This is a genomic window from Oceanobacillus profundus (assembly GCF_003515705.1).
Classification (GTDB): Bacteria; Bacillota; Bacilli; order Bacillales; family Amphibacillaceae; genus Oceanobacillus; species Oceanobacillus profundus.
Genome location: NZ_QWEH01000001.1, coordinates 379626 through 401137 on the forward strand (window position 1 = coordinate 379626; position 21512 = coordinate 401137).

The 21512-nt window shown below is 38.0% G+C and carries 21 protein-coding genes and 1 riboswitch; of the genes, 12 read left to right on the plus strand and 9 right to left on the minus strand.

From position 1 onward, the window contains the following. The first annotated feature begins 5 nt into the window (after window positions 1-5). The 4 genes from D1B32_RS01775 (at window position 6) to D1B32_RS01790 (ending at window position 2716) form a co-directional block, all read left to right on the plus strand. Entirely contained in the window at window positions 6-440 is a 435-nt protein-coding gene (locus D1B32_RS01775; RefSeq protein ID WP_118888473.1) for a hypothetical protein, read from the plus strand. Window positions 441-443: 3 nt separating this feature from the next. Then, window positions 444-1070, plus strand: coding sequence for a lysozyme family protein (locus tag D1B32_RS01780; protein ID WP_095307711.1), 627 nt, complete (start codon window positions 444-446; stop codon window positions 1068-1070). A 75-nt stretch (window positions 1071-1145) separates the two neighbouring features. After that, window positions 1146-1523, plus strand: a complete 378-nt coding sequence (locus tag D1B32_RS01785; RefSeq protein WP_095307713.1) for a RidA family protein — start codon at window positions 1146-1148, stop codon at window positions 1521-1523. A gap of 17 nt (window positions 1524-1540) precedes the next feature. Further along, complete coding sequence (locus D1B32_RS01790; RefSeq protein WP_118888474.1) at window positions 1541-2716, plus strand: iron-containing alcohol dehydrogenase; 1176 nt, start codon at window positions 1541-1543, stop codon at window positions 2714-2716. Window positions 2717-2773: 57 nt separating this feature from the next. On the opposite strand, the gene D1B32_RS01795 is transcribed toward D1B32_RS01790, so the two are convergent. The 3 genes from D1B32_RS01795 to D1B32_RS24110 all read right to left on the minus strand — a co-directional run bounded on the left by D1B32_RS01795 (window position 2774) and on the right by D1B32_RS24110 (window position 4544). Then, the gene (locus tag D1B32_RS01795; protein ID WP_095307715.1) at window positions 2774-3019 is read right to left on the minus strand and encodes a YuzB family protein; all 246 of its coding nucleotides are present in this window, start codon (window positions 3017-3019) and stop codon (window positions 2774-2776) included. Between the two features lie 122 nt (window positions 3020-3141). After that, the gene (locus tag D1B32_RS01800) at window positions 3142-4341 is read right to left on the minus strand and encodes an MFS transporter (RefSeq protein WP_095307727.1); all 1200 of its coding nucleotides are present in this window, start codon (window positions 4339-4341) and stop codon (window positions 3142-3144) included. Between the two features lie 35 nt (window positions 4342-4376). Beyond that, window positions 4377-4544, minus strand: a complete 168-nt coding sequence (locus D1B32_RS24110) for a hypothetical protein (protein WP_187393116.1) — start codon at window positions 4542-4544, stop codon at window positions 4377-4379. A 139-nt stretch (window positions 4545-4683) separates the two neighbouring features. Here D1B32_RS24110 and D1B32_RS01805 point away from each other — a divergent pair, with 139 nt between their 5' ends. Together D1B32_RS01805 and D1B32_RS01810 are read left to right on the plus strand one after the other, a co-directional pair. After that, window positions 4684-5571, plus strand: a complete 888-nt coding sequence (locus D1B32_RS01805; RefSeq protein WP_118888475.1) for a DUF1002 domain-containing protein — start codon at window positions 4684-4686, stop codon at window positions 5569-5571. A 252-nt stretch (window positions 5572-5823) separates the two neighbouring features. Then, on the plus strand, window positions 5824-6627 hold the full coding sequence (locus D1B32_RS01810) for a LysM peptidoglycan-binding domain-containing protein (protein ID WP_118888476.1): 804 nt from the start codon (window positions 5824-5826) through the stop codon (window positions 6625-6627). A gap of 139 nt (window positions 6628-6766) precedes the next feature. Here the strand turns inward: D1B32_RS01810 and D1B32_RS24405 are convergent, their stop codons facing one another. Further along, the gene (locus D1B32_RS24405) at window positions 6767-6898 is read right to left on the minus strand and encodes a hypothetical protein (RefSeq protein ID WP_262366376.1); all 132 of its coding nucleotides are present in this window, start codon (window positions 6896-6898) and stop codon (window positions 6767-6769) included. A 200-nt stretch (window positions 6899-7098) separates the two neighbouring features. Here D1B32_RS24405 and D1B32_RS01815 point away from each other — a divergent pair, with 200 nt between their 5' ends. Continuing rightward, window positions 7099-8289: a glycine C-acetyltransferase gene (locus tag D1B32_RS01815; protein ID WP_095307718.1), complete on the plus strand. Its 1191-nt coding sequence runs from the start codon at window positions 7099-7101 to the stop codon at window positions 8287-8289. 27 nt (window positions 8290-8316) lie between these two features. Further along, window positions 8317-9264, plus strand: coding sequence for an NAD-dependent epimerase/dehydratase family protein (locus D1B32_RS01820; RefSeq protein WP_095307720.1), 948 nt, complete (start codon window positions 8317-8319; stop codon window positions 9262-9264). Between the two features lie 76 nt (window positions 9265-9340). On the opposite strand, the gene D1B32_RS01825 is transcribed toward D1B32_RS01820, so the two are convergent. Further along, window positions 9341-10960 (minus strand): ABC-F family ATP-binding cassette domain-containing protein, encoded by a 1620-nt coding sequence (locus tag D1B32_RS01825; protein WP_095307721.1) that lies wholly within the window; start codon window positions 10958-10960, stop codon window positions 9341-9343. 489 nt (window positions 10961-11449) lie between these two features. Here D1B32_RS01825 and D1B32_RS01830 point away from each other — a divergent pair, with 489 nt between their 5' ends. After that, entirely contained in the window at window positions 11450-12070 is a 621-nt protein-coding gene (locus D1B32_RS01830) for a hypothetical protein (RefSeq protein WP_095307722.1), read from the plus strand. A 155-nt stretch (window positions 12071-12225) separates the two neighbouring features. On the opposite strand, the gene D1B32_RS01835 is transcribed toward D1B32_RS01830, so the two are convergent. The 4 genes from D1B32_RS01835 to rarD all read right to left on the minus strand — a co-directional run bounded on the left by D1B32_RS01835 (window position 12226) and on the right by rarD (window position 17577). Next, the gene (locus tag D1B32_RS01835; RefSeq protein WP_095307723.1) at window positions 12226-12861 is read right to left on the minus strand and encodes a YpmS family protein; all 636 of its coding nucleotides are present in this window, start codon (window positions 12859-12861) and stop codon (window positions 12226-12228) included. An 11-nt stretch (window positions 12862-12872) separates the two neighbouring features. Further along, complete coding sequence (locus tag D1B32_RS01840) at window positions 12873-13778, minus strand: SGNH/GDSL hydrolase family protein (protein WP_392391084.1); 906 nt, start codon at window positions 13776-13778, stop codon at window positions 12873-12875. A gap of 543 nt (window positions 13779-14321) precedes the next feature. After that, entirely contained in the window at window positions 14322-16019 is a 1698-nt protein-coding gene (locus D1B32_RS01850) for an O-acetylhomoserine aminocarboxypropyltransferase/cysteine synthase family protein (protein WP_095307725.1), read from the minus strand. 408 nt (window positions 16020-16427) lie between these two features. Then, window positions 16428-16540: riboswitch (SAM riboswitch) on the minus strand. 131 nt (window positions 16541-16671) lie between these two features. Then, entirely contained in the window at window positions 16672-17577 is a 906-nt protein-coding gene (gene rarD, locus D1B32_RS01855) for an EamA family transporter RarD (protein ID WP_095307730.1), read from the minus strand. Window positions 17578-17761: 184 nt separating this feature from the next. Here rarD and megL point away from each other — a divergent pair, with 184 nt between their 5' ends. From megL to D1B32_RS01870, 3 genes are all read left to right on the plus strand, one after another. Continuing rightward, window positions 17762-18952: a methionine gamma-lyase gene (gene megL, locus D1B32_RS01860; RefSeq protein WP_118888477.1), complete on the plus strand. Its 1191-nt coding sequence runs from the start codon at window positions 17762-17764 to the stop codon at window positions 18950-18952. Window positions 18953-19446: 494 nt separating this feature from the next. Continuing rightward, entirely contained in the window at window positions 19447-20886 is a 1440-nt protein-coding gene (gene cls, locus D1B32_RS01865) for a cardiolipin synthase (protein WP_095307732.1), read from the plus strand. Between the two features lie 60 nt (window positions 20887-20946). Then, the gene (locus D1B32_RS01870; protein ID WP_095307733.1) at window positions 20947-21459 is read left to right on the plus strand and encodes an acyl-CoA thioesterase; all 513 of its coding nucleotides are present in this window, start codon (window positions 20947-20949) and stop codon (window positions 21457-21459) included. Window positions 21460-21512: the final 53 nt, after the last annotated feature.

The window sequence follows — 21512 nt, forward strand, 5'->3', positions numbered from 1 at the left end:
ATTTAATGAAACGATTATGTAATCTTATAAGTAGTGGCATCATTTCCGGTTTAGTACTGGGTATATTTTTGAAGATGGTGGAACTTTTTACAGGGAAAGCGGTTTATGTTCTGTTATTAAATGTAGATTATATTCCTATTATAAAAGAATGGAACATGCATGAGGCTATTGAATTTGGCTTGCATTTGATTGTTTCTATTATACTTGTACTATGTATCTACTTTTTGCTTGAAAGGTGGAAGCTTCAAAATCAAATGCTGCCATACATAATCGTAAATGTTCTGATTGGATGTATCCTCTATTTTACAACGCAATTATCAGAGCGCACTCCAGATTTGATGGATAGGACTGCATTTTTGTTTTGGGCTGTTGGACATCTCATCTATGGGGTTGTTGTCTGGCTGTTGATACAGTTATTGTTGAGGGAAAAGGAAAGATAGTATATGAAGCTAAAACGGAAGATACAAAAGATAACAAAGCAAACCTTCAGTGTAGTGTTTATTTTAATTGGTGTATTTTTACTAGTGTCGTTTTTGACTTTTGAAAAACAAGAGGAATTCCGTCCTGAAAGATCATCTCCCTTAATCAGTGAAGAAGTTCGGAGCTATAAGCCTTTAATTGAAACCTACGCGAAGGAATATGGTGTTGAAGATTATGTCGATGTTCTGCAAGCAATGATGATGCAGGAATCAGGTGGGAGAGGCAATGATCCGATGCAATCGTCGGAAAGCTATTGTGGAGAAATTGGGTGTATTAAGGATCCTGAGCTTTCTATTAAACAAGGGGTCTATTATTTTTCGAAAACATTGGCGGATGCAGATGATGACCTAGAACTTGCCATCCAATCGTATAATTTCGGCAGAGGATTTATTGATTATGTTCATGCAGAAACTGGACGCTACTCACAGGATATTGCAATTGCATTTTCTAAAGAAATGTATGAGAACGCTTCTGATCCAACCATCTATACATGTCTGCGGGAAGAAGCAAAGCAATACGACGCCTGCTACGGAGATATATACTATGTCAGATCTGTTATGCAGTATAAAGATGTATTAGCTCCTGAATGAAGAATAGCGAAGAAACTGGTATGATTATAGAAAAGAAAGAATTTAGACAAAACAAATACAATGGGAGGAATTCAAATGGTGAAAGTAATTCAAACAGAAAAAGCACCAGCAGCAATTGGACCGTATTCACAAGCAATTCAGGCAGGAGATTTTGTCTATGTGTCAGGACAGATTCCGATAGATCCAGCATCAGGTGAAATTGTTGATGGTATTGCAAATCAAACCAAACAAGTACTTGAAAATTTAAAAGCAATTTTGGCAGAAGCGGAAAGCGATTTTTCTCAAGTTGTTAAATTTACGATTTATTTATCTTCAATGGATCATTTTGCTGAGGTAAATGAAATTTATGGCAGCTTTCTAACAGAGCCATATCCGGCTAGAGCAACTGTTGAGGTAAGCCGACTACCCAAGGATGTTTTAGTTGAAATGGATGTCGTAGCATATACCAAATAATATTGGAGGAATCTAATTTGGAAAATTTTACGTATCAGAATCCGACGAAATTAATTTTCGGTAAAGGGCAGCTGGAGAAGCTCGCTGATGAAATAAGACCGTATGGCAATCGTGTTTTAGTTGTCTATGGTGGGGGAAGCATTAAACAGAATGGCATTTATGATGATGTGAAGAGAGAGCTCGATAGGCTTGGAGCAGATGTGTTTGAATTGCCTGGCGTAGAGCCTAATCCACGTATTTCAACTGTCCGTAAAGGCGTAGCCATCTGTAAAGAGCAGCAAATTGATTTCCTGCTTGCAGTTGGTGGCGGAAGTACTATTGATTGTACGAAGGCAATTGCTGTCGGTGCAAAAACAGATGTGGATATGTGGGATATTGTGACAAAGAAAGAGCGTGCAACCGGAGCGTTACCATTTGGAACTGTTCTAACTTTGGCTGCAACAGGCTCAGAAATGAATAGTGGATCGGTAATCACAAACTGGGAGAAAAATGAGAAGCATGGCTGGGGAACGCCGTATACGTATCCTGCATTTTCTATTTTAGATCCAGCACATACATTCACAGTACCACGCGCCCAGACAGTATACGGTATTGTCGATATTATGTCCCATGTGCTTGAGCATTATTTCCACGAAACGCCAAACACAATGGTGCAAGATCGTTTTTGTGAATCGATATTACTAACTGTAATGGAAACTGCACCGAAATTGCTTGATGACCCTGAGAATTATGATCACCGGGCAACAATCATGCTTAGTGGTACGTTAGCATTAAATAATATGCTGAACATGGGTTATCGTGGAGATTGGGCGACCCATAACTTAGAGCATGCCGTATCAGCAGTGCATGATATTCCACATGGCGGAGGATTAGCAATTCTTTTTCCGAATTGGATGAAGCATGTTTTGGATGAAAATAATGCACCACGCTTCAAGCAATTAGCAGTTCGTGTATTTGGTGTAAGTACGACAGGTAAATCAGATCAGGAAATTGCCTATGAAGGAATTGATAAACTCCGAGTGTTTTGGAATTCTATTGGAGCTCCAGCGACATTAGCCGACTATGCTATCGATGAAAGCACGGTTGAATTAATGGGTGAAAAAACGGTTAGTGCTAGCCCGGAATATGGTAACTTCAAGCGGTTAAACAAACAGGATTCGATTGCAATTTTCACAGCGAGCTTAACCGAATAATTTCGACTATTTCCCAGGAAATATTTTGTCAAATAAAGTAGAAAAAGAACTGGCATATCATTGATAGATAGCCAGTTCTTTTTTTATTTCCTCACGTATTTTTTCCAAACATTCTTCCGGAGTCTTACCGAAAACGCGTTTGTTGTTTACAAGTGCATACGGTCGTACTCGACATAATCCGCAAAATGATAAACATTCATTCATTAGCACGGCTACTTCCGGAAATTCTGCTTCGATAATTTCTTCTATATTTAAAGTAGTGATTGCATTACCGTCACAAACTTCAACAACGACTATACCCATTGCTATCACTTTCTTTCCTTAATAATTAAGACTTAGTTAGTTTTAGCATATTTGGGTCTAGAAATCAATCATTCTGTTTCGGTCTAGCCACGTAAGCAAAACATCCACCCGCTTTAAGCCTGCTATCTTGATGAAAAGGAATGAGCTTGCTTTGGTGAATTCTCGCTTTTATACCAAGCTACAAGCATAATTACACCACTAGCAATAAGCAATAAACTTGTGATAAGGAATACAGAAGAGAATCCCCAAGTAGCAGCAATTATACCGCCAAGTGCTGGGCCGATAATATTTCCCAGGAAGCGCAGGCTTGTGTTATAGCCAAGCACTTCACCTTGCATTGATAACGGTGCTTCCTGACGAATATATGCAATCCGTAGTGGAACAATACCGCCAATTGAAACACCAAGTAGGAATCTCAGTACGACGAGCTGCCAAATGTTCGTTACAAATGCTCCAGGGAAATAGACAATACCGGCCATAAATAAGAGGATGATTAATATCTTTATATAACCAATACGGTCTCCAATCTTGCCCCATCTTCGAGACATGAGAAGATTCCCTAACCCGGCTGCTGAAAAAGCTAGCCCGGCAAAGAATGCAATATTAACGGGGCCGTGAATTTCAGCTACAAATAAAGAAAGTATTGGCTGAATGCTAAAATGTGCAATCTGTACCAATGTTGAGAGCAACATCACGACAAGTAATACTGGTCTACTCAGAATATGCTGCAATACTTCTTTACTGCTATACGATTTAAAATCATTTTTATCATTAGATATATTGATTTGCAGCTCCTTGATTCCAAACATGACAAGGAATCCTGAAATGAATATTGTAATGGAAACCCATTTAAATGTGCTTGAATACCCAAATATATCTGCTAATGCACCACCGAGCATTGGTCCCATTAGCGCTCCAGTTATGCTCCCGGTTTGCAGCGTCCCGAGTACTTTCCCTGCGACTTCTTTCGGTGTTTGTACAGATATAAATGCTTGTGACATTGGGATAAATCCGGTTACGATTCCCATAAACAATCGCAATAAAAAAAGCTGCCATACTGATGTGGCAAACCCCATTAAAAATACAGATAGTCCAATCCCAAATGCAGAGATAATTAAAATATTCTTTCTGCCATATTTATCTCCTATTCTTCCCCATATTGGAGAAAAGATAAATGCAGCAATGAATGTTACTGCAAACGTTAACCCCGACCAGGTTTGTACATAGGAGTCGGAGAAATTCCCCATTGAATTAATATATAAGGAGATAAATGGAATTACCATTGTCATACTACCACTAACAAAAAAATTGGCGAACCACATAATAGCCAAATTACGTTTAGCCGCTTGGTCAGTATCTATGATTCCAAAAACCTTCTTTCTTTCAATTTATTTCGGTACTCTAAATATACACCAATACGAAATAAATTGAAAGTTATCTGCTCATCATACGGAATTGATTCGTGAAAAAGATGTTCAAAATTATATCCAAGCGTTATAATAGATAAAAGTAAAACTACATTCATTAGGGGCTTTCCCCGCTGAATGTTAGTCCTTCAAGAGTATGGCTTTAAAACGCTTGAAGAGAAACAGCAATTAATGCTATTACGTTAATTCGGAGGTTAAACTTGATTTTTTAGTGAGAATAAAAAGGAGACATATAACATGAAATTTAATGGAAAGATTATTCGATTGTCACTGTTGGTTCTAACGTTATTTATCGCGTTTGCTATGCCGGTATCAGCGGCGTCCAATACGATACTAATTTATGGAGAGAAGTTAAATGATTCACAGCGAGCCCAAGTTCGAGAAGCGTTAAATATTGAAGATACGGATACATTTGAAGCACACGACGTCAGTGGACAGGATTATGCAAATTTTATTAATGGAAATCCAAATGCCAATATGTACTCTTCAGCAAGAATTCTTCTGGAAAATGAAGGAGAAGGGATAACAGTTAATATTGTTACTCCGGAAAATATAACACAAGTTACAGCATCGATGTATGAAAATGCGTTACTTACTGCTGGTGCAGAAAATGCAACAGTGGACGTTGTATCACCAATCAAAGTTAGTGGACATTCAGCATTAACGGGTATTTATAAGGCATACGACGTAGAAGGCGAAGAACTAGACAAAGAACGGATGGAATTAGCCAATGAAGAGCTGAATGTAGCTACAGATCTTGCTGAAAATGAAGATATTACGCAAGATGAAGTAAGTACATTGCTTACCGAAATTAAACAGATGATTGCGGAGCAAAATCCGGCAACAAAAGAAGATGTAGAACGAATTGTCAGCGAGCAATTGGATAAATTAGAGATTCGTTTAAGTGATGAAGATCGGCAAATGCTTGTAAATCTTTTTGATAAAATGCGAGATCTAAACATTGATTTTGGAGCAGTGAAAAATCAGCTCGAGGATATTGCTAATTCAATTGCAGATAAAGCAGATGAATTAGGTCTTGATGCAAGTTTCTGGGAAAAGGTTGCTAATTTCTTCAGCGAGCTATTTAAATCAATTGGCGATTTCCTAGGCGGTTTATTTAATTAAAGTAGATACGTTTTAATAGAGAAGAGAAGTAGTCTTGTGGAAAAGAAGCTACTTCTCTTTTTTGTGTCTAATTTCCTGTTTTGTAATAGGGAAAAATGATAAATTGAGTCTTTTGTATCAAAAATATTACGCAATGTAACAAAAATATGAAAATAGTAATCCTTGTAATAGACTCTTAAACGTCTTGTAACTGTATTTGCAGTTTGCCTGTGGTACGATAATCATTGTCAGAAATTCAAGGAGGTACATCAGATGAAAAAACTAGTAGCAGCACTCGCTGCAGGTATTTTTATTGCTGGCGCGGCTACAACAACAGTTTCAGCTGAAGAACACGAAGTACAAAAGGGAGAAAGTCTCTGGGAGATTGCAGATAAATACGATACAACCGTTGAGGATTTAACTGAAATAAATGATTTAAAATCTACTGTCATTCACCCAAAGCAATTACTGTTTATTAACAACATGTATTCAGTAAAGCAAGGGGATACATTGATCAGTATTGGAAAAGAATATGACATAACAGTAGATGAATTGAAGGAATGGAATGATCTTAAAAACGATATCATTGTTATCGGACAAGATCTAAAAATAAATGGTGTAAATGTTAGTCAAGAAGATTCAGAGCCAGCTGAGATTGAAGAAGCGCCAAAACAAGAAAATGAAACGGAAAAACAAGCTGATGAAAAGAAAGCTTCCGTTAAAACAGAGAAAGTAGAAGAGAGTTCAGAAGAGAGTTCAGAAGACAGTTCAGAACAGAGCCCTGAAGGGGAAACAATCACTGTAACGGCAACTGCCTATACAGCTAAATGTGATGGCTGTTCTGGAGTAACATCTACAGGGGTAGATTTAAACGCTAATCCCAATGCAAAAGTAATTGCTGTAGACCCGAATGTAATACCTTTAGGTTCAGAGGTCTACGTTGAAGGTTATGGTTACGCAACAGCAGCGGATGTTGGTGGTGCGATTAAAGGTAATAAAATCGACCTTCATGTCCCAACGAAAGAAGAAGCAGTAAATTGGGGCGCTCAGCAAGTTAACGTAACGGTTATTAAATAATTTTTTAGCCCGAAGCATTAACAAAAAGGAAAGCACTGTTATAATGTGCTTTCCTTTTTTTGCGGCTAAAAAAACATGGAATTTCTCTATCTGCATATGTCTTCCAATATAATAAAATCTTGCACCCGCTTATAAACAATTATAATTGTATCTCTGTGGAGTGATTCGATTCTTCAATGACTTCATTTGGCTTATTGTTTAATTCTGTATACCCAACTATTCCAATCGTAAGAATAATAATAACGAATAATCCCAATAATATCCTTCTCATGCATGCTTCCTCCAAGATGTAAAATGTCTATAAACTAGTATAGTAGAAATAGAGTAAAACTACTATAGGAAAATACAGTAAACTTAAAAATTATTAACGAAATTTTTTAATCAAATTGTATATACACAAATTAAATGTAAGCGTTTTATGTTAAACTTAAATATGGAAGTATTTCTGTGTTTAAGGAGGAGTTTTACCGTATGACTAGTAAGACATTAGACAATTTTTTAAATGGTAGTATTTTAGATTTAAAACAACGTGGGCTATTCAATGAAATTGATACAGTAGAGGGAGCGAATGGTCCAGTTATACGGATTCAGGGAAAAGAGTTAATTAACCTTTCATCTAATAATTATCTTGGACTTGCAACAGATGAACGTTTGAAACAAGCAGCAAGTGAAGCAATAGATTCGTATGGTGTTGGGTCAGGAGCAGTACGTACAATTAATGGTACTTCTGATCTCCATATTGCGTTAGAGGAGAGAATTGCAGCCTTTAAAGGAACGGAGGCGGCAATTTCCTATCAATCTGGCTTCAATTGTAATATGGCTGCGATATCAGCGGTTATGGATAAAAATGATGCGATTTTGTCAGACTCTCTCAATCATGCGTCAATCATTGATGGCTGTAGGCTTTCAAAAGCAAAGATAATTCGATTTGAGCATTCGGATATGGATGATTTACGTCGGAAGGCTGAGGAAGCAAGATCAACTGGCAATTTTAATAAAATAATGGTTATCACTGATGGTGTCTTCTCAATGGACGGGGATATTGCAAAGCTTCCAGAAATTGTTGAAATTGCAGAAGCATATGATTTAATTACGTATGTTGATGATGCACATGGCTCGGGAGTTACTGGAAAAGGCGCCGGTACAGTTAAACATTTTGGTTTACAGGATAGAATAGATTTTCAAATGGGAACGCTTTCGAAGGCTATTGGAGTAGTTGGTGGTTACGTAGCGGGCAAGTCCAACCTGATTGACTGGCTGAAGGTGCGATCACGTCCATTCCTATTTTCTACAGCTGTTTCACCGGCAGATGCGATTGCTAGTACAAAGGCAATTGAATTACTTATGGAAAGCACGGAATTAAATGAAAAGCTCTGGGAAAACGGAGACTATTTAAAACAGGGCTTGAAAGCATTAGGTTTTACAATAGGTGCTAGTGAGACGCCGATAACGCCATGCATTATTGGAGATGAGAAGGTAGCGCAGCAGTTTAGCAAGCGTTTGGTTGAAGAAGGGATTTATGCGAAATCAATTGTGTTTCCAACTGTCCCACGTGGAACGGGGCGTGTCCGTAATATGCCGACAGCTGCTCATACAAAGGAAATGCTAGATAAATCGATTGCTGTGTATGAAAAAGTAGGGAAAGAAATGGGCTTAATTTAATTTCGATTGCATAGAGGGGTTTTGGAGATGAAAAAAATTCTAGTTACGGGTGCTCTCGGACAAATTGGATCCGAACTTACAGGCAAGTTGCGGGGTATTTATGGAACCGATCAAGTTATTGGGACCGATATACGGAAGATTGATGGGATTGAAGAACAAGGGCCATTTGAAGTGATGGATGTTACAGATATAGAACAAGTCTTGCATGTTGTTAAAAAGCATGAAGTAGATACGGTTATGCATCTTGCAGCACTTTTATCAGCAAAAGCGGAGGCATTTCCGAAGGTTGCTTGGGATATAAATATGGGTGGTTTGCTCAATACATTAGAGGTTGCAAAGGAATTCCATTTGCAAATTTTTACACCAAGCTCAATTGGTGCATTTGGTCCAACGACACCAAGGGATAATACGCCGCAAAATACATTACAACGTCCAACCACGATGTATGGCATCAATAAGGTTGCTGGTGAGCTTTTATGTGATTATTATTACCAGCGCTATGGGGTGGATACAAGGGGTGTTCGTTTTCCAGGCTTAATTTCGTATGTTGCTCCCCCAGGTGGTGGAACAACAGATTATGCAGTTGAAATCTATTATGAAGCGGTGAAACACAACGCATATGAATCGTATATTGCTGCAGACACCTATATGGACATGATGTATATGCCAGATGCATTAAATGCGATTGTTCACTTAATGGAAGCAAATCCGGAAAAGTTAATTCATCGCAATGCCTTTAATATTTCGGCAATGTCTGCACAACCAGAAGATTTTGCCAAATCGATTCAAAAACAGCTGCCAGATTTTAAGCTTTCATATAAAGTAGATCCGGTTAGACAACAAATCGCTGATAGCTGGCCGAATTCAATCAGTTCTCAAGCAGCAATGGAGGAATGGGGATTTAAGGCTGAATATGATCTCGATCGTATGACGGTTGATATGCTTGATAAAATTAGAAAGAAAGTAGCAGTTTAATAAAATAGGGGATGCATTCGGCATTCGTGAAAAAATAAGTGAAGGTGCCTAATAAAGGCGCCTTCACTTCGTGTTTTTATGCATACATTTCTGCAATTTGTTTTTGCAGCTTGCGATCTTGTACGTATTCATCATAGCTCATCTCTTTATCGATAATACCTTTTGGTGTAATTTCGATTAAACGATTTGCGATACTGTTAATGAATTGGTGGTCATGTGATGTAAACAGAATGGATCCTTTAAATTTAATTAACCCATTGTTCAATGATTGAATAGATTCTAAATCTAGATGGTTTGTCGGTTCATCAAGCATTAGTACGTTTGCATGTGAAAGCATCATTTTTGACAGCATACAACGTACTTTTTCACCACCAGATAGCACATTCGCCTTTTTCAATGCTTCCTCACCAGAAAACAGCATTCTTCCTAAAAATCCGCGTAAAAACGTTTCTGTCTCATCTTCTGGAGAATATTGACGAAGCCAGTCAACTAGTGTTAAATTCCCGTTTTCAAAGAATTTCGCGTTATCTTTAGGGAAGTACGATTGAGATGTTGTGACACCCCAATGATATGTTCCTTCATCAGGTTCCATTTCACCTGCTAAGATTTTTAATAAAGTCGTTTTGGCAATATCGTTCTTTCCAACAAGAGCAACTTTATCATCCTTATTCATCGTAAAGCTAACATTATCTAAGATTTTTACGCCTTCGATTGTTTTACTTAGCCCTTCGACGCGTAATAAATCGTTTCCGATTTCGCGTTCAGGAGTAAAAGCAATGTATGGATACTTACGGGAAGAAGGTCTAATATCATCTAATGTAATATTATCGAGCATTTTCTTACGAGATGTTGCCTGCTTCGATTTCGACGCATTTGCACTAAATCGAGCGATAAAGGCTTGTAGCTCTTTAATCTTTTCTTCTTTCTTTTTGTTCGCATCCTGTGCCATTTGCGTAGCGAGCTGACTGGATTCATACCAGAAATCATAGTTTCCAATATAAATTTGGATTTTCCCGTAGTCAACATCTGCAATATGTGTACATACTTTATTTAAGAAGTGTCTGTCGTGAGAAACTACGATAACCGTGTTTTCAAAGTTAATTAAGAATTCTTCCAGCCACTGGATTGCTTGAATATCAAGTCCGTTAGTTGGCTCATCGAGTAATAGAATATCTGGGCTGCCGAAAAGGGCTTGAGCAAGCAAAACTTTTACTTTTTGGTCGGCAGTAAGCTCAGCCATCTTCATCGTATGAAGCGATTCTTCGATACCAAGACCTTTTAGCAATACAGCTGCATCCGATTCAGCTTCCCAACCGTTCATCTCAGCAAATTCACCTTCTAGCTCTGCAGCACGCATACCATCTTCTTCTGAAAAATCAGCTTTCATATAAATTGCATCTTTTTCTTGCTTTACTTTATACAGCTTTTCGTGTCCCATTAAAACCGTATCAATTACTTCGTTTTCCTCATAAGCGAAGTGGTCTTGCTTTAAGACAGCAAGTCGTTCACCAGGAGACATGGAAACATTTCCTGACTGTGCCTCAACTTCACCAGACAATACTTTCAGGAAAGTTGATTTTCCTGCACCATTTGCACCAATAACGCCATAGCAGTTTCCAGGAGTAAACTTAAGATTTACGTCCTCAAACAGCTTTTTATCACCATATCGTAAACTAACATTAGTAACAGTTATCATTCTGGGTCTTTTCCTCCAATAAAATAAATAGTAATCATGGTAAGCTTACGTTATTTGACGCAACTTTGCAAGAACCCCATAGCATGTTTTACAAAATTGGTAATGTTTTATAGGTTTCCTATTTCGCTGTATTGTAATATGTTATATTAAATAGGAAGTAATTATTATTTATCGGCTATTTACTTTATAGATCTAGACATAATTATAAAACATTTTAATAGTCTACTCGTCTTGATTCTAATAATCTTAGTCGATGGAAGCTCTTATTTGTTCATGAAATATATGTCAGTTTAATCAGTGAAAAGTGTAAGCACAAAAAATAACTTGTATATTTGCCTATTTTTTGTAATAGTAGTACAAAAGGCTATTAGAAATGCCAAGCTTATAGGTACCTGTCTTAGATACACTTATGCAATTAGGAAAGCTATATGCTTTCCTGCTTTATAGAATCAATTGTTTTATTGCCCATAACGGAAAGGGGGGAAGGGCATGGGTGAAAGGATCATTTATTTCCTTTTTACCGATACAGGCAGTTATTTATCGAAAGCAATAAATTACTACACGAAAAAGTCATTAAATCATGTCTCTATCGGTTTTGATCCGCAATTAAACGAACTGTACAGCTTTGGAAGAAAGCAGCCGAGAAATCCATTTATCGGTGGATTTATTAGGGAAGATATTCAAAGTGAATTTTTAAAGCGTTCAACCTGTGAGCTATACAGTTTTACAGTTACGGAAGAAGAATATGAAGGTATCGTTCATAATATAAAAGAAATTGAAGCAAAAAAACAGCTTTATAAATATAATTTTATTGGTTTATTCGGTGTAATGATGGAAATAGAGATTAATCGAAAATATGCCCTATTTTGCTCCGAGTTTGTTGCAACAGTACTGCGAGATATGAAGAGGTTTCAATTTGGCAAACCGATTAGCTTTATTACACCCGCAGATATTCGTAGTTACCCAGGGATGCAGCTGATATATAAGGGAATTCTTGGAGATTATCAGAAGCAGAAACCACTTGAAGAAAGAATACAAGACCAAGCCATACCAAAGCAATCATTTATTTTTCTATTATCTTCTCGATTTAAACGCTTGGGTTTAAAATAAGCAAAAGAACCATCTACATTGTAAATGGTTCTTTTTTTATGGTCAGGAAGCTTTAAATATGGAATGCTATGGATACTTAGCTATCAATACAGCCACGTCCATGCAGCGCTAAAGCTCAAACCGATGATAAAAAGGAATGCCGTGTTCCCGGCCGGTTACCATGGGCCTAACATCTCCAGACCTAGTGTTTCATATGGAATCTTTAACCGAAAGGCTAGATTGTTTGCCTCGAGGTCTATCGTTTCCACTGCAACATGAAAATTACTGCGAATATCCATATCTGTAACTGCCACATAAATTTCCTGTTCTTGCGGATTGACCGTAACCCATTCTGGCATTGGAAGTAAGTCAGCCATATATTCCATGATTTTTTTGTTTGGGAGTTCTAATAAGCCAACCGATATGGACTTTTGTTTTAAAATAAGGTCGCCATTATCCTGCACTAATGGTTCGAAATGAACAGAAAGTGGGACCGTTGTTGAGAACACAGGCAGCTCTCCAATTAAATGGACATCTTCATCAAGTGATATACGATAGTAATGATCTGAATCTCCAAGTAATTGTTCAATGTATGCATTGACGAGATTATTCAAATTCTGTTTTGATGTTCGTATAATAAACTCAGAGCTTTCTTGATCGCCTCGTTCATGGCGGACTGGAGCTTTATTTTCCGGAACAGGTCCAAATAAGAGTGCGAAAAGCACAACAAAAACAATGCCATTAAAGATTAGCAAGCTATAGAAAGCTTTTTTCCATTTGTTACGTTTCAAACGCTGTTTTCTATCTGACATAGCGTTCATCCTTATCTTCTATTTGTAATATAGTCAAGTACTCGTTCAGCTATTAGATAATACCCCTCATAATTTGGGTGGAAATTATCTTCAGCAAATAAGTTCGTGGCTTTCACTGTAAATAAATCTTCGGTTGGTATAAATGTAATATTTTCGTATTCACTAGCAATGTTGCTGCTTGCAGTGTTCCAGGCTCCAACAATTAAATCGAGCTCTTTAATATCCTTAAAATATTGTTGGAAAGGGTTATAAAAGCCGACAAGATATATATGAGTGTCTGGATTTAATGCAATAATGGTCTCAAATATTTGCCGAATTCGGGATTCATAGCCATCCATTTCGGCAACAAAGTCATCGATAACAAGGTGCATAATGTTTTCCCTGGCGATTTTCATAATATCATTTGCACCAATTGTAATCAGTACTAAATCGGAATCCGCTATTTCTCTGGCGATCTTTTCCTGTCCCAGACGCTTGAGCAATTGATCTGTACGATTCCCGCGCTTCCCAAAGTTAACAATCTCTACAGATTGCAATCCATCATTGATTGTTCGGTCTAATATTCCAATATAACCACCTTGATCCGTTTCATCACCAACACCTTGGGTAAGTGAATCACCGATTGCCACAATCTTGGTTTCTTGATTACTGAAGAAACTAATTGTATTCTGTAGTGCACCAGATATATTTGGTGGAAATCCCGTTTGATCAGTATCTTCTTCTTGTTTTTGGTTTTCTTTACTTGTATCTGACTCATCATTCACTTCATGATCTTCAAATTCTTGTTGCATATCTTGCTCGGGCTGAGTGGCTGGCTCCTTACTCATTTCATTTGACGGTTGCATAAAAAAAATAATGAAAGCTCCGATAATCAGAAGGGAAAAGGTTATATAAACATACTTTTTCAAGTTAATCACACCTATGCAGTTATCTCTTAATATAATATGGAAAAAAGGCTAATTTGTCCGCTTTATAACTATTCGAAATGGATTTATAAATTATATACCCTTTCAAGCACTCCTGTAAAATTATGCTTAAAGAAATCATGGTGTTTGGCTATATATGTATTGCTTGTTATCCATTATTTCAAGGAAGATCCGTAGTGTCTATATCTTAATCGTTTATTCAGAACATCCATTATAAGTTTAATCAATAATATAAAAAGTTAAACTTGAAGTTGATCTTAAATATCGATTGTTTGTTGCATCATAAATATAGCGGTGAACTACTGGGACAGGAGCAAAAATTGTTCCAGCAGATTCTACTAATAATAGGAAGTCCGTATACGCACAATCCTTATTTACACATGAGTTCACACTTTCCTTTAAATACGAACATAACAAAATATAATGCTTAATTAAAAAATCGCCCTCTGTTAAAGAAGGCGATTTAAATTTTAGGTCCACTCTTTGGGGATATTCCCGGTTTGATGGAGATGTAAACCTGATTATATATAGTGTTTAAACTGTAACAGTTGCTTGCGTATTATTGCTTCGAAGCTGAAGTGCTAATGCAGCTGGATTTACCTCTGTAACAATAATTCCCGTCGCATTTGCATGCTGCAATGTTTGATTTGTGCTTGCTGCTCCTTCGGCAAAAATAAATTTTATTTCTTTATTTACCAATTGTTCAATAACTGCAGCTGGAAGTTCTTTATCCTTAACCCATAATGCATCAATAGGAGATGAAATTACAGATAATTCATTAGCTGGATCATCTTCTACAGAAATGATTTCAAAACCAAGTTTTTCTAAGGATTTCGTTTCGCTTTGATCAATCCCGATGCTAGCAATAACTTTTTTGCGAATACCTTCCTGACGATTAAATGGAGAGGAAAGCAAGCTTTTAATTACAGCGTCATTCGATTGTTGTGCAGCTTGATTAACTCCAGTTGCTTGATCAATTGCTTGCTCTAAGTCTGCCAGAATATCTTCTACAGCTTCTAGTCCAATCGACAAGCGGACAAGCTCTTCAGTTACACCGCTTTTCTTCAAATCTTCAGCATTTAGCTGCTGATGTGTCGTTGAAGCAGGATGGATGATTAAGGATTTAGCGTCTCCAACATTTGCTACATGTGACCATAGCTTCACATTGTCGATTAGCTTTCTACCTGCATCGCGTCCCCCTTTGATACCGAATGTAATAATCGATCCATAGCCGCTCTTGAAATATTTCTTAGCAAGCCCATGTGATGGATGTTCCTTTAAACCAGGGAAGCTGACCCATTCTACTGCTTCATGTTTTTGTAAATAGGCAGCAACTTTTTCTGCGTTCTGTGCGTGTCTTTCAATTCGTAAATGTAGCGTTTCTAGACCTTGTAAAAATAAAAATGCACTTTGGGGGCTTAAGCATGCACCGATATCACGTAATAATTGAACACGAAGTTTTGTAATAAATGCTGTTGGACCAAGATCTTTATATTTTAAGCCGTGATATGTTTCGTCAGGCTCGGTGAAGCCAGGGAATCGATCGTTATTCCAGTCAAATCTTCCACCATCAACAACGACCCCGCCAATTGTCGTTCCGTGACCGCCGATCCATTTTGTTGCGGAATGAATAACAATATCTGCGCCCCAAGTGAGCGGTTTTGCGATATAAGGGGCAAAAGTATTATCAATAATTAATGGAATATCATGAGCATGTGCAATATCAGCAACAGCTTCTACATCAAATACGTAAAGACTTGGATTTGTGATGATTTCACCAAATATAGCTTTTGTTTTATCGGTAATCGCAGCTTCAAATTCCTCCGGTTTTGTACCATCAACAAATTTTACTGTAATCCCATAGCGTGGAAGGGTCGCTGCAAAGAGATTGTACGTACCGCCATATAGGTTGCTGTCCGCAATAATTTCATCCCCAGCTTCCGCGATATTCAAAATTGCTAGCGTAATAGCAGCCATTCCGGATGATGTTGCAACAGCACCAACCCCATCCTCCAGCTGAGCAACACGCTGTTCAAATGCATCAACCGTTGGATTCATAATACGAGAATATATATTACCTGATTCTGCTAAACCAAATAAGTTTTGTGCATGTTCTGTATCACGGAAAACATAAGAAGTTGTTTGATAGATTGGAACAGCACGCGCACCTGAAGTTGGGTCCGGCTGTTGACCACCATGAAGTAATACCGTTTCTGGCTGAAATTGTGACATAATAAAATTCCTCCTTGAAATGTTATGTTTTTTTACTAGAAAACTATAAACTTTAATACCGTGGATCACTTGGCTACCGAAACAGCCACGTCCAGCTCCAGCGCTAAAGCTGTAGCGAGACTTCCCTCGCCTCCGTACGATAAAGAAGACTTGCCGACTGGCTAAGACATGAGACCTAGTCGCACTTATACCCTTGTGGTGAAAGTCAACATTGACTCTAGGTAAAAGGATGGCCGACTAAAACCAGGCTACGCCTAACATCGGCATACCCCTAAAGGGGCATGTTTCCTTTATCTCCTGCGGCTCAGTCCGTACGTCGCTAACCGGGCGCTTACGCTTTTGTGTTTGAAGAGGGAAAATGAAAAAGCCCTCTTCCTAAGAAGAGGGCGTATGTACGAACCGTTCCTCCTCTCATCTTCCAGGTTTTTACCCTGTAGGATTTAGCACCGTTACAAGCAGGTTAATGCTTTAAGGTTGCCGGGCTTCATAGGGCCTATTCCCTCCGCCGCTCTTGATAAGAGATGTTGCATTATTTAAGTTAGTGTGAGTATACAATGAATTCTATTATCTGTCAATGATGTTTTCTGAAAAGTTTAAATTAGGTTGAATGTAATTGCATGTTACAGGATTTACCTAAAGCTAGAGATTCATTTTAATGTGTTCTCAAACGACGCTGCGAATTTTTATAAATAGACGCCATATATATAAATAAAGCAGTCCAAATAAAAGCAAACGTAACTAGATGTGCTTGTGAGAAGGGCTCTTTATAGAAAAACACACCAATTACAAGCATCATGGTAGGTGTGATATATTGCAGGAAACCTACCATGGCTAGAGGAATCTGCTTTGCACCACTGGAAAATAACAATAGTGGAACAGCGGTAGCAATACCCGCTCCAATTAAAAATAGGTTCGTAACTGTTATAAATGGTGTAAAAGTAAATGAACCGCTTGGAATAATCCATAAGTAAATAAGTGCGACTGGTGTAATAAGCAATGTTTCAATTGTCAGCCCGGAGATTGCGCTGACATTCACTGTTTTTTTCAGTAACCCGTATAATGCAAATGTGGTTGCTAGAAGCAGTGAAATCCATGGAAATACACCGTAATTGAATGTTAAGTAAAGCACACCAATTGCTGCTAAAATAAAGGAAAGTAATTGACCTTTCGTTACAGGTTCTTTCAAAATGATAATTCCTAGTAAAATACTAATAAGCGGGTTGATATAGTATCCAAGACTTGCTTGCAGGATATGTCCTTGAACAACTGCCCAAATAAATAGAAACCAGTTTAATGTAATCACAATCGCGGCAGCTGTGATCCCAAGTAATTGCTTTTTCTTTTTCATAATTTGTCGGCATTCCTGTATGAAGTTATTCCATTTACCAAGAAAAATGACAAGAAGCAGCATAAATACTGCTGACCATGCTATTCGATGTGCTAGAATTTCCCCAGCTGGAACATAATCAATTTGTTTCCAGTACATTGTAATAATCCCCCATAAGAGGTAGGCACTGAATGTATAGATGATGCCGGTTTTCGTATGCCGATTATCCATTATATTTTCCCTCCTAAGCAGATTTTTTTGAACAACCTTTAACATTCCTATAATAGTAGATGGAATTTACCAATTTAGCAATCACTTAGCTTAGCTTAAGTTTTAGAAAACGCTTTCATAATCAAGTTTTATTCGATATGATAGATGTGAGCGTAAGAGACATCTATTAAGAGGGGGTTTGACGATGACACAAAAACAAAATCAAAAACGTATTGAAACGGCTGTCATCCATGAAGGCTATGATACTAAAGAAATGCTTGGGAGTCTTTCCACACCCATTTTTCAAACATCTACCTATACATTTGAAACTGCGGAGCAGGGGGAACGTCGCTTTGCCGGTGAGGAGTCGGGCTATATTTATTCTCGCCTGGGGAACCCAACCGTCCGTGTGCTTGAAGAGCGTATTGCGACTTTAGAAAAGGGAGAAGCTGGTCTTGCATTTGGATCGGGAATGGCGGCAGTGTCAGCTGTTCTCATTGCACTCACCAAAGCAAATGATCACATTATATGTTCATCGGGTTTATATGGATGTACGTTTGGATTTCTAACGATGATGCGAGAAAAGTATAATATAACTACTGATTTTTCGGAGATGAAATCAAAGGAAGAGCTTCGCAGTCTTATTCGGCCAGAAACGACCGTCATTTATGTAGAGACACCGATTAATCCAACGATGCGCTTAATCGATTTACAGCAGGTGGCAGAGGTTGCAAAGGAATACGGTATTCCGGTTGTAGTGGACAATACATTTTCTTCTCCTTATTTACAACAACCATTGGAATTAGGGTGCGACATTGTCCTTCATAGTGCAACGAAATATATCGGCGGACATGGAGATGTAATTGCAGGTTTAGTCGTTGGCAAAAAATCCTTTATTGATATGCTTTCCAATACAACACAAAAAGATATCGGCGGGGTTATATCTCCATTTGATGCATGGCTTTTACTGCGTGGTTTAAAAACATTGGCGGTTCGTTTGGACCGTCACTGTGACAATGCCCGAAAAATTGTGGCACAGCTGAAGATGCACCGGCAAGTCGCTAACGTATATTATCCAGAAGATGACGACAATCCGGATCTTGCGATAATGGAAGGACAAATGAGACGTGGAGGGGGAGTCATTTCCTTTGATGTGAAAGGGAATAAACAGCAGGCGCAGCAGTTGTTGAATCAATTGGGTTTCTTAAAAATTGCAGTAAGTTTAGGCGATGCCGAAACGTTAATTGAGCATCCTGCTACAATGACACATGCAAGCATACCATATGAAGTTCGGCAACAAATGGGTATCACAGACCAGCTCATTCGACTTTCAGTCGGACTGGAAGCGTGGGAAGATATTTGGTCTGATTTAGAGCAGGCTTTAGATCAATTATAAGAAAAGCAGCACTCATTTTACATGCACGTCTAATGCTAATTATTTTCTAGCATGGACGTGTATTTTATTTGTACTTTAATAATAGAATTGGATAGGTAGGGTGGATATTTTAACTTGAAGTTTATATAAAATGTGGATTAGTGTATTTAAATGGATTGTGCGTCTCCCCGATGCTCTTCTTCCCACAGGAGTCTACGTATATTTCCTCCGCTAGTATATGCTCACCAGTTATTACTTGTGGAATTAATAAAAACGATATCGATGCGATCCCGGACGGCGATTATTGCACATACTTGAAGAAAACAGCCGATAAGTTAGTTCGCAGTTTCTTTCAAACATGATAAAAAGAAAATTTCCCTACTATGTTTTAACTTTTGTTGGATAGGCTAAATAGTATGCATGAAACATCGGAAAAGCAGCGCATCACTAACCTGGATTAAATTTCTGTGCTATATTAGATAGTGGAAATATACGTTTAGAGGGAGATTGATACGATGGGAATACTGTCGTTTTTACTCGGACTTATAATCGTTTTAAATATTGCATTGGGTATTTCTATTGTATTTTTGGAAAGGAAAGATCCAACGTCTTCATGGGCATGGTTAATGGTATTACTATTTATTCCCATTGCTGGCTTTATCCTTTATTTAATTTTTGGTAAACCAATAAGCAACAGACGAATTTTCACCTGGGATAAGAAAAGCAGGCTGGGTGTGAAAACGACTGTTCAATCGCAGCTGCGTTCCTTGGAGGATGAGGATCTCCATTTTAATGATGAAGCAATGCAGGAGTATAGCGATCTGGTGTATCTACTATTAAGAAATGACGATGCTATTTTTTCACAAGATAATGCGGTAGAAATTTATACCGATGGAGAAGAAAAATTTGAAGCGTTGATTCAGGATTTGCAAAAGGCAAAAGACCATATTCATATGCAATACTATATTATGAGAAGTGACGAGCTCGGTCAGCGTTTAGCAGAGGTTCTCATAAAAAAAGCGAATGAGGGTGTTGATGTACGAGTGCTCTATGATGACATGGGATCACGTTCTTTAAAAAGAAGCTATGTAAAGCGATTAAAGAACGCTGGTGTTATGGTAGAGGCGTTTTTTCCTTCTAAGCTCATCATCAACTTTAAAATAAACTATCGAAATCATCGTAAGCTAACGATTATAGATGGGAAGATTGGCTATATTGGTGGTTTCAATGTTGGTGATGAATACCTCGGAAAAAGCAGGAAATTCGGATACTGGCGTGACACGCATCTACGTGTAATGGGGGAAGCTGTTCAAAGCTTACAGACTCGCTTTATTCTCGATTGGAATCAAGCATCCAAAAATGATATTCTATATGATGATCGCTACTATAACACGAGTACAAGTGGAGACGTAGGCGTTCAGATTGTTTCAAGCGGTCCGGATACAGAATGGGAACAAATAAAAAATGGCTATATTAAAATGATTATGGCGGCAAAGGAATATATTTACATTCAAACACCTTATTTTATACCAGATGAAAGTGTGAAAGATGCATTGCGAATTGCTGCATTATCCGGTGTAGATGTGAAAATTATGATTCCGAATAAACCAGATCATCCATTTGTGTACTGGGCAACGTTGTCCAGTAGTGGAGAACTATTAACGGCTGGTGCAGAGGTATTTATTTATCAAAACGGTTTTCTCCATGCGAAAACAATTGTCGTCGACGGGAAAATTGCATCAGTAGGGACTGCAAACATTGATGTTCGCAGCTTCCGTCTCAATTTTGAAGTAAATGCATTTTTATATGATACCGAAATAGCTGATCGGCTAGTTCAAAAATTTAACAATGATATTAAATTATCGACACAAATGACGAAGAAGCTGTATGATCAAAGAACAATCGGCATCCGATTTAAGGAATCAATTTCTAGACTAATTTCGCCAGTGCTATAGTACGTTCCCAAAAGAAGCAGTAACTTATAGTAAATGGCAAGTCATCGGGAGGACAAGAATATGGAAGCAAAACCATGCTCAAACTCATTAGCAATTAAAACAACACACGTACTTCCGCCAGATACAAATGCTTTTGGTACATTATTTGGCGGAAAGTTAATGGCGCATATCGATGATATAGCAGCAATAGCGGCCGTGAAGCATGCAAGGAATCCTGTTGTAACTGCATCAACGGACTCGGTTGATTTCCTGGCACCTGTAAAAGTTGGCTATTCGATTTCAATCGAGGCATTTGTTACATGGACACATCATACATCGATGGAAGTTTTTGCGAAAGCAGTAACAGAAGATTTAGTAACAGGAGAAAGAAAGGTCAGCGCGACCGCGTTTATGACATTTGTAGCTATTGATGAAAATGGAAAACCTGTCCCTGTACCATCTGTTTATCCAGAAACAGACTTAGAAAAAATGCTCCATGAAAATGCAGCATTACGTGCTAAGCGCAGAGGAGAAAGAAGACGACATTCTCAAGATCTCGCCAAAACCTTTGGTACAAAATACGCAATGGAATAAAAAATTGAGTCAGGCATAATGAAAAAAGGCTGTTGCAAGCGCGACAGCCTTTT

Coding starts and splice junctions, on each gene's coding strand:
- D1B32_RS01775 (WP_118888473.1), top strand. CDS start 6: ATGAAACGATTATGTAATCTTATAAGTAGTGGCATCATTTCCGGTTTA.
- D1B32_RS01780 (WP_095307711.1), top strand. CDS start 444: ATGAAGCTAAAACGGAAGATACAAAAGATAACAAAGCAAACCTTCAGT.
- D1B32_RS01785 (WP_095307713.1), top strand. CDS start 1,146: ATGGTGAAAGTAATTCAAACAGAAAAAGCACCAGCAGCAATTGGACCG.
- D1B32_RS01795 (WP_095307715.1), bottom strand. CDS start 3,019: ATGGGTATAGTCGTTGTTGAAGTTTGTGACGGTAATGCAATCACTACT.
- D1B32_RS01800 (WP_095307727.1), bottom strand. CDS start 4,341: ATGTGGTTCGCCAATTTTTTTGTTAGTGGTAGTATGACAATGGTAATT.
- D1B32_RS24110 (WP_187393116.1), bottom strand. CDS start 4,544: ATGAATGTAGTTTTACTTTTATCTATTATAACGCTTGGATATAATTTT.
- D1B32_RS01805 (WP_118888475.1), top strand. CDS start 4,684: ATGAAATTTAATGGAAAGATTATTCGATTGTCACTGTTGGTTCTAACG.
- D1B32_RS01810 (WP_118888476.1), top strand. CDS start 5,824: ATGAAAAAACTAGTAGCAGCACTCGCTGCAGGTATTTTTATTGCTGGC.
- D1B32_RS24405 (WP_262366376.1), bottom strand. CDS start 6,898: ATGAGAAGGATATTATTGGGATTATTCGTTATTATTATTCTTACGATT.
- D1B32_RS01815 (WP_095307718.1), top strand. CDS start 7,099: ATGACTAGTAAGACATTAGACAATTTTTTAAATGGTAGTATTTTAGAT.
- D1B32_RS01820 (WP_095307720.1), top strand. CDS start 8,317: ATGAAAAAAATTCTAGTTACGGGTGCTCTCGGACAAATTGGATCCGAA.
- D1B32_RS01825 (WP_095307721.1), bottom strand. CDS start 10,960: ATGATAACTGTTACTAATGTTAGTTTACGATATGGTGATAAAAAGCTG.
- D1B32_RS01830 (WP_095307722.1), top strand. CDS start 11,450: ATGGGTGAAAGGATCATTTATTTCCTTTTTACCGATACAGGCAGTTAT.
- D1B32_RS01835 (WP_095307723.1), bottom strand. CDS start 12,861: ATGTCAGATAGAAAACAGCGTTTGAAACGTAACAAATGGAAAAAAGCT.
- D1B32_RS01850 (WP_095307725.1), bottom strand. CDS start 16,019: ATGTCACAATTTCAGCCAGAAACGGTATTACTTCATGGTGGTCAACAG.
- rarD (WP_095307730.1), bottom strand. CDS start 17,577: ATGGATAATCGGCATACGAAAACCGGCATCATCTATACATTCAGTGCC.
- megL (WP_118888477.1), top strand. CDS start 17,762: ATGACACAAAAACAAAATCAAAAACGTATTGAAACGGCTGTCATCCAT.
- cls (WP_095307732.1), top strand. CDS start 19,447: ATGGGAATACTGTCGTTTTTACTCGGACTTATAATCGTTTTAAATATT.
- D1B32_RS01870 (WP_095307733.1), top strand. CDS start 20,947: ATGGAAGCAAAACCATGCTCAAACTCATTAGCAATTAAAACAACACAC.